Source organism: Pseudomonas sp. 18173 (genome assembly GCF_050432945.1).
Classification (GTDB): Bacteria; Pseudomonadota; Gammaproteobacteria; order Pseudomonadales; family Pseudomonadaceae; genus Aquipseudomonas.
In genome coordinates this window covers 257,258-268,861 of the sequence record NZ_JBKFTN010000001.1, presented here as the reverse complement: position 1 = coordinate 268,861, position 11,604 = coordinate 257,258, and the positions used below count along the sequence as shown (strand labels likewise).

The 11,604-nt window shown below is 59.3% G+C and carries 11 protein-coding genes; 5 read left to right on the top strand and 6 right to left on the bottom strand.

Annotated elements, in window-relative coordinates; genetic code table 11:
• Positions 1-252 precede the first annotated feature (252 nt).
• The 3 genes from ACLD1X_RS01220 to ACLD1X_RS01210 form a co-directional block, all read right to left on the bottom strand.
• On the bottom strand, positions 253-1,008 hold the full coding sequence (locus ACLD1X_RS01220; RefSeq protein WP_007971301.1) for a DeoR/GlpR family transcriptional regulator: 756 nt from the start codon (positions 1,006-1,008) through the stop codon (positions 253-255).
• Between the two features lie 95 nt (positions 1,009-1,103).
• A complete protein-coding gene (gene glpK / locus ACLD1X_RS01215) occupies positions 1,104-2,609 on the bottom strand; it encodes a glycerol kinase GlpK (RefSeq protein WP_429365783.1) in 1,506 nt (501 codons plus the stop codon).
• Positions 2,610-2,683: 74 nt separating this feature from the next.
• Positions 2,684-3,535 carry an MIP/aquaporin family protein gene (locus ACLD1X_RS01210; protein WP_429365782.1) on the bottom strand — a complete coding sequence of 284 codons (852 nt, stop codon included), beginning with the start codon at positions 3,533-3,535 and terminating at the stop codon, positions 2,684-2,686.
• Positions 3,536-3,884: 349 nt separating this feature from the next.
• On the opposite strand from ACLD1X_RS01210, the gene ybaK reads away from it, so the two are divergent.
• Together ybaK and ACLD1X_RS01200 are read left to right on the top strand one after the other, a co-directional pair.
• Positions 3,885-4,355 carry a Cys-tRNA(Pro) deacylase gene (ybaK, locus tag ACLD1X_RS01205; protein ID WP_007971306.1) on the top strand — a complete coding sequence of 157 codons (471 nt, stop codon included), beginning with the start codon at positions 3,885-3,887 and terminating at the stop codon, positions 4,353-4,355.
• Positions 4,356-4,461: 106 nt separating this feature from the next.
• On the top strand, positions 4,462-5,244 hold the full coding sequence (locus tag ACLD1X_RS01200) for a PhzF family phenazine biosynthesis protein (protein WP_429365781.1): 783 nt from the start codon (positions 4,462-4,464) through the stop codon (positions 5,242-5,244).
• Positions 5,245-5,383: 139 nt separating this feature from the next.
• Here ACLD1X_RS01200 and ACLD1X_RS01195 read toward each other — a convergent pair whose 3' ends face one another.
• Both ACLD1X_RS01195 and argF read right to left on the bottom strand, forming a co-directional pair.
• A complete protein-coding gene (locus ACLD1X_RS01195; RefSeq protein WP_429365780.1) occupies positions 5,384-6,493 on the bottom strand; it encodes an ABC transporter ATP-binding protein in 1,110 nt (369 codons plus the stop codon).
• The gene (argF, locus tag ACLD1X_RS01190; protein ID WP_429365779.1) at positions 6,490-7,410 is read right to left on the bottom strand and encodes an ornithine carbamoyltransferase; all 921 of its coding nucleotides are present in this window, start codon (positions 7,408-7,410) and stop codon (positions 6,490-6,492) included. Before argF ends, ACLD1X_RS01195 begins: the two co-directional genes overlap by 4 nt.
• A gap of 408 nt (positions 7,411-7,818) precedes the next feature.
• On the opposite strand from argF, the gene ACLD1X_RS01185 reads away from it, so the two are divergent.
• From ACLD1X_RS01185 to grxD, 3 genes are all read left to right on the top strand, one after another.
• On the top strand, positions 7,819-8,109 hold the full coding sequence (locus ACLD1X_RS01185) for a hypothetical protein (protein ID WP_429365778.1): 291 nt from the start codon (positions 7,819-7,821) through the stop codon (positions 8,107-8,109).
• 134 nt (positions 8,110-8,243) lie between these two features.
• Positions 8,244-10,352, top strand: a complete 2,109-nt coding sequence (locus ACLD1X_RS01180) for a molybdopterin oxidoreductase family protein (protein WP_429365777.1) — start codon at positions 8,244-8,246, stop codon at positions 10,350-10,352.
• A gap of 97 nt (positions 10,353-10,449) precedes the next feature.
• Positions 10,450-10,791, top strand: coding sequence for a Grx4 family monothiol glutaredoxin (grxD, locus tag ACLD1X_RS01175; protein WP_007938922.1), 342 nt, complete (start codon positions 10,450-10,452; stop codon positions 10,789-10,791).
• Positions 10,792-10,978: 187 nt separating this feature from the next.
• Here the strand turns inward: grxD and bfr are convergent, their stop codons facing one another.
• The gene (gene bfr / locus ACLD1X_RS01170; protein WP_007997488.1) at positions 10,979-11,455 is read right to left on the bottom strand and encodes a bacterioferritin; all 477 of its coding nucleotides are present in this window, start codon (positions 11,453-11,455) and stop codon (positions 10,979-10,981) included.
• Between the last annotated feature and the right edge of the window lie 149 nt (positions 11,456-11,604).

Sequence of the window (11,604 nt, the reverse complement as noted above, 5' to 3'; positions counted from 1 at the left end):
AACATTAATGTTCATTTGCGAAAATACTAGCCCATAAAGACGCCCACAGCCAGTCGGCTTCGATTGAAAATACTCATCGAAGGGCCGTTAAAGGAAAATTTACGAACATTTAGAGGTGCGGCATGGCACAAGAGAGTGGTGCAACGTAGATCGCTTTCGCGAGCAGGCTCGCTCCCACAAGGGAGGCGCAGGGCCTGTGGGAGCGAGCCTGCTCGCGAAGGCGTCAGTACAGACGATGAAAATCCAGAGCGGTTAAACGACTTCCAGCCGAACCTTGTGCTGGTTCAACAGCTGCGCCAGCGCTGGCGAAGGCTGCTGATCGGTGACCAGGCAATCGACCAGGCTGATCGGCCCCAGGCGAATCATGGCGTTGCGCCCGAACTTGCTGGAGTCGGCCGCGAGGATCACTTGCCGGGCATTGGCGATGATCGCCTGGGATACCCGCACTTCCTGATAGTCGAAGTCCAGCAGGCTGCCGTCTTCATCGATGCCGCTGATGCCGACCAGGGCGAAATCGACCTTGAACTGGTTGATGAAGTCGACACTGGCCTGACCCACCACGCCACCGTCACGCCGTACGTTGCCGCCGGTCAGCAGCACGTCGAAGTCGTCCTTGGCGCTGAGCATCGACGCCACATGCAGGTTGTTGGTGATGATCTTCAGGTGACTGTGGTTGAGCAGTGCCCGGGCGATGGATTCGGTGGTCGTGCCGATGTTGATGAACAACGAGGCATGGTCGGGAATCTGCGCGGCAATGGCTTCGCCGATACGCTGTTTTTCATCGCGCATCTGATCGGCGCGCATGGCGTAGGCGGTGTTTTCGACACTGGAGTCGTAAGCCGCGCCGCCATGATAGCGACGCAACAGATTGGCTTCCGCGAGCTGGTTGATATCGCGGCGGATGGTCTGCGGGGTAACGACGAACAGCGTGGCCATTTCCTCGATGCTGACATAGCCGCGTTCGCGGACCAGCTCGAGGATTTGTTGCTGACGGGGAGGCAGATTCATGGGGCGTCCTTTGGGCTGCCGTGCAAAATTTGCCCATGATGCCGCAGGAATCTGCTCCCGACCAGTTACATACAGATACGGGGAAGGGAGTTCGTTTATTCAGCCTCGTCTTCTGCCGCCCAATCGCGGGTGCGACTGACCGCTTTTTTCCACCCGGCGTAGAGTTTTTCCTTCGCCGTTTCATCCAGTGTCGGCTCGAACTGGCGCTCGATCACGGCCTTGCCGCGCAACTCTTCCAGGCTGCCCCAGAAGCCACAGGCCAGGCCTGCCAGGTAAGCGGCGCCGAGTGCCGTGGTTTCGCGCATTTGCGGGCGCTCGACCTGGGTGCCGAGGATGTCGGCCTGGAACTGCATGAGGAAATTGTTCGCGACTGCGCCACCGTCCACACGCAGAGCCTTCAGGCGTTCGCCGGAGTCCTGCTGCATGGCATCGAGCACGTCGCGGGTCTGGTAGGCGATCGACTCCAGGGCTGCACGAATGATGTGGTCCACACGCACGCCGCGGGTCAGTCCGAACAATGCGCCACGGGCGTACGGGTCCCAGTACGGTGCGCCAAGCCCGGTGAAGGCCGGCACCAGATACACGCCGTTGCTGTCCTTGACCTTGTTGGCAAAGTATTCGGTGTCGTGGGCGTCGTTGATGATCTTCAGCTCGTCACGCAGCCACTGCACGGTGGAGCCGCCGTTGAATACCGCGCCTTCCAGCGCGTAGGCCACTTCGCCACGCGGGCCGCAGGCGATGGTGGTCAGCATGCCGTGCTTGGACTTCACCGCTTTGTCGCCGGTGTTCATCAGCAGGAAGCAGCCGGTGCCGTAGGTGTTTTTCGCCTGGCCTGGCTCGACGCACATCTGGCCGAACAGGGCAGCCTGCTGGTCGCCGGCAATACCGCCGATGGCAATGCCGCTTTTGGTGTGACCATAAATTTGCGACGAGGATTTCACTTCCGGGAGCATTTCGCGCGGGATATCCAGCACCTCCAGCATCTTCGCATCCCACTCCAGGGTGTGGATGTTGAAGAGCATGGTGCGCGAGGCGTTGGTGTAGTCGGTGACGTGGACCTTGCCACCGGTAAATTTCCAGATCAGCCAGCTGTCGACGGTGCCGAACAGCAGCTCGCCATTGCGCGCGCGTTCGCGGCTGCCTTCGACGTTGTCGAGGATCCACTTGAGCTTGGTGCCGGAGAAATACGGGTCGGTGACCAGACCTGTGGTTTCACTGATGTATTGCTCGTGGCCATCGCGTTTGAGTTGCTGGCAGATTTCGGTGCTGCGGCGGCACTGCCAGACGATTGCGTTGTAGATCGGGCGGCCGGTGTTCTTGTCCCACACCACGGTGGTTTCGCGCTGGTTGGTGATACCGATGGCTGCCACCTGGTCATGATGCAGGCCGGCTTGAGCCAGGGCCTCGACCATCACGGCGCTTTGCGTGGCGAAGATCTCCATCGGGTCATGCTCGACCCAGCCGGCTTGCGGGTAATGCTGTGCGAACTCCCGTTGGGCGGTGCAGACCACGTTCGCGTCGCGGTCGAAAATGATCGCACGGGAGCTGGTCGTACCCTGATCGAGGGCAATGATGTAGTTCTTATTCTGTGTGTCGGTCATGTCGATTGCCTTGGACGAAATAAGGGAGTGAGGTCTGGCGCGTGATCAAAGGGCAGGGGCACGCGCCAACGGTATCAGGAAGTTCTCGGTTTGCCGTCGATGGCAGGTACTGCTTCCTTTGTAGCAGGTGTGGCGTTTGGCAGATGACGGGCAATCAGCCCGCGATAGGCCGCCGCGCCGAGGCAGGCACCGACAATCGGTGCGAAAACCGGAATCAGGAAATACGGAATGTCGCGTCCGCCAGTGAAGGAAATTTCACCCCAGCCGGCGAAGAAAGTCATCAGTTTAGGGCCGAAGTCTCGTGCCGGGTTCATGGCAAAACCGGTCAGCGGTCCCATCGAACTGCCGATCACCGCAATCAGCAGGCCGATCAGCAGCGGTGCCAACGGGCCTTTGGGCAGGCCATTGTTGTCGTCGGTCAGGGACATGATCACGCCCATCAGGATGGCCGTAATGATCACCTCGACCAGAAATGCCTGGGCGCTGGTCAGCGCAGGGTTCGGGAAGGTGGAGAACACGGAGGCCAGTTCAAGGCTGGCTTGAGTGCCACGAACCATGTGCTGCGTTTGTTCGAATTCGAAGAATAGATTGCTGTAGAGCGTGTAAACCAACAATGCTCCGCAGAAGGCTCCCGCCACTTGGGCGAGTACATAGAACGGCAGTTTACGCTTTTCGAAGTCGGCGAAAATGCTCAGGGCAATGCTGACGGCTGGGTTCAGGTGAGCCCCGGAAACCCCGGCGGTGAGGTAGATCGCCATGCTGACGCCGACGCCCCAGATGATGCTGATTTCCCACAAGCCAAAACTGGCACCCGCGACTTTGAGCGCGGCAACGCAACCCGTACCAAAAAAGATCAGCAGCGCCGTACCCAGGAACTCGGCCATGCATTGGCTCGAGAGCGACGGTTGTTGTAAAGCAGTTGTCATTGAAACCTCAATTTTTTTTGTTGTCTGGCGCTTTTTTCCATCATGGTCGAAGCGCGGTTTTCGCCGAGGCAGGATCCCCATCCTGGTCGCGGTTTACTGCCGGGTATTGCGGTAGGACATTTCGTACAGTTTCAGAAACGAAAAAATATAGACAAGAAACACTGCTGTCAAAGGTCGAAAGTGAACCGTCGGTCATAAAGAAACTATTCGTCGCATGAATGAACGAGTCCTTGGGCAACGGGATGGCCAGGCAATGGCATTACGGATGTGCTGACGTAGAGCCTTTTAACGATCAATGTCCTAGAATCCGGCGCAGTATTTTTCTTCTGCCGCCCAGTCTGGAGCTGCCATGACCCCCGCATTGGATTTGTTGAAAAAGGTTCGGGCCGAACATCGCGTACACAGTTACGAACATGACCCGAAGGCTGCCTCCTACGGGTTGGAGGCGGCAGAAAAGCTTGGGCTCGATCCGGCGCAAGTGTTCAAGACCTTGCTGGCGGCCAGCGAAAAAGGCGAGTTGCTGGTGGCCGTGGTACCGGTTGTCGGCAGCCTGGACTTGAAAGGGCTGGCCCATGCCGCCGGCGTGAAAAAGGTCGAAATGGCCGATCCGGCGGCAGCGCAGCGCTCCACTGGCTACCTGTTGGGCGGGATCAGTCCGCTGGGGCAGAAAAAGCGTTTGCGTACGTTCATCGATAATTCAGCCCAACCCTTCGCCAGCATTTTTGTCAGCGCGGGCCGACGGGGGCTGGAAGTCGAACTGGCACCGGCCGTGCTGGCCGAACACACCCAGGCGAAGTTTGCCGACATCGGCCGTGCGTGAGCGTCGGCGTTCACGCGGCGCTGTATGGTGAAAATCAGCCGGCTCTGTCACTGGTGCCGGTTTGGCCGGCGCTGCATGCTCAGCGGTCTGACAAAGGGAGAAGGTTATGCAGCTAGAGTTCCATCAGGTCGACGCGTTCAGCCACCAGCCATTCAGCGGCAACCCGGCGATGGTCTATCGGCTCGATACCTGGCTTGCCGATGAGTTGATGCAAAAGATAGCCGCCGAACACAACCTCGCCGAAACAGCGTTTGTCGTGCGCGAAGGGCAAGGCTGGCACATCCGCTGGTTTACACCGACCACCGAGGTGCCATTGTGCGGTCATGCGACGCTGGCTAGTGCCCATGTGCTGTTTGAGATCTACAAGGAACCCGTCGAGCGACTGGGCTTTGTATGCAAATCCGGTCCGTTGAGCGTAACGCGCGAAGGTGGCCGCCTGTGGCTGGACTTCCCGTCGATCATTCCCACGGAAATCGGCGTGACCCTGGATGTCGAACGCGCCCTCGGCGTTGAGGCTGTCGATGTGTTGGGCTCGAATGAGTTGTTTGTGGTGCTGGAGTCCGAGCAAGCGGTGCTCGATTGCAAACCGGACATGGTGGCCCTGGCGAAATTGCCGTGGCTGGGCGCCATCGTCACGGCACGCGGCAACCAACACGATTTCGTGTCCCGTTATTTCGCACCGGCGATCGGCATCAATGAAGATCCGGTCACCGGGTCGACCCATTGCAGCCTGATTCCGTACTGGTCGAAACGTTTGGGCAAGTCGAGCCTGACGGCCTGTCAGCGTTCGGCGCGAGGAGGGGAGTTGTTTTGCCGGCTGGATGGTGATCGGGTGAAGATCGGCGGGAATGCGACCCTGGTGGCCAGCGGTACGCTGATGCTGGGATAACTCAAATCCATTGTAGGAGCGAGCTTGCTCGCGATGGACGACAACGATAACGCGTGCTGCCTGAATGCTCGCGTTGTCCTGGCGTTTTTCGTCGGAACGCCGCCCGGAGCAAGCTCGCTCCTACAGGTTTTTTTGTGTATCAGTTGGCCGTGCTGTAGCGCCGGACACCTGATTCAACGACAGGAATCTGGGCCGCCGTGCTGCCTGACGCCTGGAACAGCACCAGGTGTTCGGCCGCGACACGAATACCCACATCCGCCCCGACCTGACAATCGACATGGCTCGGGAAGATCGATTCCAGTTGCGCGCCTGTCGGCAGCTGCAAGCGATACAGGGTCGAGGCGCCCAGGAAGGTCTTGCCGACGATTCGCGCCTTCAATGCGCTGTCCGGTGCATGGACGATATCGTCCGGGCGCAGCAGCACGTCCACGGCACCGCCGACCGGCCAGGTGTAGGCCCGGTTGCCGCGCAGCTCACCCAGCTCGGTTTGCACCGATTCGGGGCTGCTCAACTGACCGCGAATGAAATAGCCCTGGCCGATGAAACTGGCCACAAAGGGCGTCAGTGGTTCGTGGTAGAGGTTGTAGGGCGTATCCCACTGTTCCAGTCGACCTTCCTTGAACACGCCAACGTGGTCGCTGACTGCGAAGGCTTCTTCCTGATCGTGTGTCACCAGAATCGCGCTGGTGCCACGGGCCTTGAGGATGTCACGCACTTCATGGCTGAGCTTGCGGCGCAATTCGCCATCGAGGTTGGAGAACGGCTCGTCGAGCAGCAGCAGTTGCGGTTCCGGCGCCAGTGCGCGGGCCAGGGCGACACGTTGCTGCTGCCCACCGGAAAGTTCGTGGGGGAAGCGTTTGCCGAGGTTCTTCAGGTTGACCAGTTCCAGCAGCTCTTCGGTCACGCGATCCTTTTGCGGATGCTTGCGAATGCCGAAGGCGATGTTGTCTGCCACGCTCAAGTGCGGGAACAGCGCGTAGTCCTGGAACACCATGCCGATGCGACGTTTCTCCGGGGCGAGGGTGAAACCGGCGCTGGAGATGGTCTCGCCAGCCAGCTGGATTTCGCCTTCGTGTACCGGTTCGAAACCGGCAATCGCCCGCAGCGTGGTGGTCTTGCCACAGCCGGAAGAGCCCAGCAGGCAACCGATGTCGCCGGCGTTCAAGTGCAGGTTCAGGTTCTGTACCACACGCTGGTCTTGATAACCGCAGGCGAGGTTGCGCAGGTTAAGCAGTAATGGCTGGCTCATGCGTGGTGGTACGAAGGCGGAACGAGGAATTCGAGCAAGGCCTTTTGCGCATGCAGACGGTTTTCGGCTTGATCCCAGGCTACCGAGCGCGGGTCGTCGAGGAGGTCGACGCTGATTTCCTCACCACGGTGCGCCGGCAGGCAATGCATGAACAGCACATCGTCAGCCGCCAGGTCGAGCAGGGCACGGTTGACCTGATACGGTGCGAACAGTTGCAGACGCTTGGCGGTTTCCTCTTCCTGGCCCATGGAGGTCCAGACGTCGGTGCTCACCAGGTGTGCTCCCCGCACGGCATCTTTCGGGTCGCGAACAATGGTGATCCGGTCGCCGGCCCTGGTCACGAATTCAGGATTGGGTTCGTAGCCTTCCGGACAGGCAACGCGCAGCTGGAAGTCGAACTGGATCGCCGCTTCTATATAGCTGTTGCACATGTTGTTGCCGTCGCCGATCCAGGCCACGGTCTTGCCCTGGATGGAGCCGCGATGCTCAAGGTAAGTCTGCATGTCCGCCAGCAACTGGCACGGATGCAGGTCATCGGACAGGCCGTTGATCACTGGTACGCGGGAGTTGGCGGCGAACTCGGTCAGGTTGCTGTGGGCAAAGGTACGGATCATCACCGCGTCGAGCATGCTCGACATGACGATGGCGCAGTCGCCGATCGGCTCGCCACGGCCCAGTTGGGTGTCACGTGGCGACAGGAAGATTGCCTGGCCGCCGAGCTGGATCATGCCGGCCTCGAAGGAGATTCGGGTGCGGGTCGAGGATTTCTCGAAAATCATCCCCAGGACGCGGTTTTTCAGAGGCTCGAACAGTACGCCGCGGTTACGCAGGTCCTTGAGCTCAACGCCTCGACGGATCACGCTGACCAGCTCTTCGGGCGTGCAATCCATCAGGGAGAGAAAGTGCCTTGCGCTCATCATTGACTACCTTTTTGCTACAAACCGCAGATGCTCAAAGCCTTGTTTAACGGAACAACGGGCGAGACCTGCGGCGTAAGCCGCACGGGGCGACGAAATAGGGGAAGGCGCGATCTTATAATTAAATGTCGCGTCTTACCAATAGGGCTACAGTTTTTAGGGAGTTTCAGAGGTGCTACGGGTTCACCGAGGTAGCGCTTTTGAAGCCTGTTTCCTGATAGCAGCGGCTCATTTGTACACCGGCCTCTCCGGGCTTGGCAATCAGGCGGGGCGGCAATGGTGCGCTGACAGTCGGTTTCTGACCTGTCATTCCAGTCGTTGGGGGGGGGGGTGTCGCCAGCCTGAAATATTTGCGAATGCAAAGTGCTGGGTTATAAATAAATCTCGAGCGACGCAGGAAGCTTCCCGATGGAATCCAAAGAACAGTTGCTTATGGAACTACTGGGCCTCACGGCACGCTCGCTGACCCACCTCACCGCTTCGATGACGACGATGTCCTTCGAATTGTTGCGCAGCGAAGACGAGGTCACCCGAGCCGCCGGCCGCCACATGATCGACCGCATGGCCACCATCAGCGCCGGGCTCGATGAACACTGGCGCCTGATCGCTGAGTTGACCGGCGTGCAGGGCCCCCACGGGCCGATTGAACCCCGCCAGGAGATCCAGTTGCAGGTGCCGCCCAGACTGCCTTCGAACTGATGCCGGGCGGTCATCGGCCGGCCTGATAACCTTCGATTCACAAGACAAACGTCGCTGGCGTGGCGACGGGTCTGGCGCCATAGTTTTGTTTCCGCGGCCATTGTTGCCCGCCCATGACAAGACAGAGACTGGCCATGACCAAGACTCTCCATCACCGTGCGTGCCATTTGTGCGAAGCCATCTGTGGCCTGACCATCGAAACCACCGAAGCCGAAGGCGGCAGCGTCCAGATCACTTCGATCAAGGGCGACCCCCAGGACACGTTCAGTCGTGGGCACATCTGCCCCAAGGCCGTGGCGCTGCAAGATATCCAGAACGATCCGGACCGCCTGCATCAGCCCATGCAGCGGGTGGGCAACGAGTGGCAGCCCATTGAGTGGGAAGCGGCTTTCAATCTGGTCGCCGAACGCCTCGCCCCCATTCAGGCGCACCATGGGCAAAACGCCGTGGCGGTCTATCAAGGCAACCCCAGCGTGCACAATTACGGGCTGATGACCCACAGCAATTACTTTCTTGGCCTGCTGAAAACCCGCAACCGTTTTTCCGCGACGTCAGTCGATCAGTTACCCCATCACCTGACCAGTCATTTGATGTACGGCCATGGTTTGTTGCTGCCGATCCCGGATATCGATCACACCGATTTCATGCTGATCCTGGGCGGCAACCCACTGGCTTCGAACGGCAGCATCATGACCGTGCCGGATGTGGAAAAACGCTTGAAGGCGATACAGGCCCGGGGCGGCAAAGTGGTGGTGGTCGACCCGCGCCGCAGTGAAACGGCGGCCATTGCCGATCAGCACCTGTTCGTGCGCCCGGGGGGTGATGCGGCGCTGTTGTTCGGGCTGCTCAACACCCTGTTCGCTGAAGGTCTGACCCGTGACGGCCATCTACCGGTAGACGGTCTGGAGGAGGTGCGAAAGGCCGTCGCACCGTTCACCGCCGAGGCCATGAGTCCGTTGTGCGCCGTTCCCGCCGAACAGATTCGTCAATTGGCGCGGGACTTCGCCGCGGCACCGAGTGCTGTCTGCTATGGGCGCATGGGCGTCTCGACCCAGGCCTTCGGTACGCTGTGCCACTGGGTGGTGCAGTTGATCAACCTGGTCACCGGCAACCTCGATCGCGTGGGTGGTGCCTTGTGCACGGAGCCGGCGGTGGACCTGGTGGCGACGACTTCGGGCGGGCATTTCAATCTGTGGCAGAGCCGGGTTTCCGGGCGCCCGGAGTACGCCGGAGAGCTACCGGTGTCGGCGTTGGCCGAAGAGATGCTCACCGAAGGGGAAGGGCAAGTCCGGGCGTTGATCACCGTGGCGGGCAATCCGGTGCTGTCCACGCCCAACGGACGAAAGCTCGAACAGGCGCTGGACGGGCTGGAGTTCATGGTCAGTATCGACCTGTACATCAATGAAACCACGCGTTACGCCGACCTGATCCTGCCGTCCACATCGGCGCTGGAAAACGACCATTACGACACCACCTTCAACCTGTTCGCGGTGCGCAATGTCAGCCGTTTCAACCGCGCCATCCTCGCCAAACCCGAAGGTGCATTGCACGACTGGGAGATCTTCGTCGGGCTGGCCAAGGCATTTGCCGCCAGGACCGGCAAGGAGTTGAAGCCCACCATCGCTCCGGCGCAAATGATCGATCGCGGCCTGCGCATGGGGCTGTACGGCGACACTTCAGAGCACAAGCTGTCGCTGGCGACTTTGTTCGATCATCCCCATGGTGTTGATCTGGGAGCGCTCAAGCCTAACCTGGCGCCACGCCTGAAGACGGCCAATCAACGGATACAGGCCGCTCCTGCGGTGATTCTCGCCGACCTTGTGCGCTTCGCCGCCTTGCAGGCGCCGGCCGCCGACGAGTTATTGATGATTGGTCGCCGGCATGTACGCAGCAACAACTCGTGGATGCATAACTATCATCGGTTGGTGAAGGGCAAGCCTCGTCACCAGTTGCTGATGCACCCGGACGACCTGGCCAGTCGCGGGCTCAGTGACGGGCAGCGCGTGCGGGTCAGCTCACGGGTGGGGGTGATTGAAGTCGAAGTGCTTGGCAGTCTGGACATGATGAAAGGCGTGGTCAGCCTGCCTCACGGCTGGGGTCATGCGCGGCCCGGTGTGCAAATGTCGATTGCCAGCAGTCAGCCGGGCTCCAGCGCCAACGACCTGACCGACGAATGCCGGATTGACGAACTGTCGGGAAATGCTGCGCTCAATGGCGTGCCGGTGACCGTGGCCGCTGCATGAATCATACTGACGGAGAGACCGAGCAGGGCGCTCGGCTTTCCGTTACAATGCGCCACCGTGCCGACCCGTGAGTCGGAAAGTTCAGCCGAGGTGCTCCATGGATATCATCGAAACGATTAAAGAGCAGATTGCCAACAACACCATTCTGCTTTACATGAAAGGCTCGCCGAATGCCCCGCAGTGCGGCTTCTCCGCAAAAGCTGCACAGGCCGTGATGGCGTGTGGTGAAAAGTTTGCGTACGTGGACATCCTGCAGAACCCGGAAATCCGCGCCAACCTGCCAAAATACGCCAACTGGCCAACCTTCCCACAGCTGTGGGTTGCCGGTGAGCTGGTCGGCGGTAGCGACATCATGACCGAAATGTCGGCTGATGGTTCGTTGCAGGCGCTGATCAAAGACGCTGCTGCAAAAGCCGCAGCAGCCAAGACTGAAGCCTGACCGACACCTCCTGTAGGAGCGAGCTTGCTCGCGATGGACTCAAGAGCACCGCGGGGAACCAGACTCCCCGCGTTATCGTTGACCACCATCGTCGGAACGCCGCCCGGAGCAAGCTCGCTCCTACAGAAGCAGATATAAAAAAGCCCCGCCTCTTCAAAAGAGAGCGGGGCTTTTTATTGCGTAGAACTTACTCGTCTTCGCCCATCTGCGATTGCAGGTAGTTCTCGATCCCGATCTTGTCGATCAGGCCCAGCTGGGTTTCCAGCCAGTCGATATGCTCTTCTTCGGACTCGAGGATATCTTCAAGCAGCTCACGGCTACCGAAGTCACCGACTGTTTCGCAATGAGCGATAGCCACCTTGAGATCCGCGTGACCAATGCGTTCGATACGCAGGTCGCACTCAAGCATTTCCTTGGTGTGTTCGCCGATGTGCAGCTTGCCCAGGTCCTGGACGTTCGGCAGGCCCTCAAGGAACAGGATGCGCTTGATCAGCTTGTCCGCGTGCTTCATCTCGTCGATGGATTCGTGGTACTCGTGCTTGCCGAGTTTGTTCAGGCCCCAATCTTCATACATGCGCGCATGCAGGAAATATTGATTGATCGCGACCAGCTCATTGGCGAGGATCTTGTTGAGATGCTGGATGACTGTAACGTCGCCTTTCATGATGGGGTCCTGCCCTTTATTAGCTGTCAATAGAGCAGAGTTTGGGCCGCGTATTTAATAGTGTCAAACCTAAGTTATTGAAACTTAAATGAAAATTAATCGGAATAAGAATGTTTGTGTTCCGCGTCTAGAGCATAACTAGTTGATTT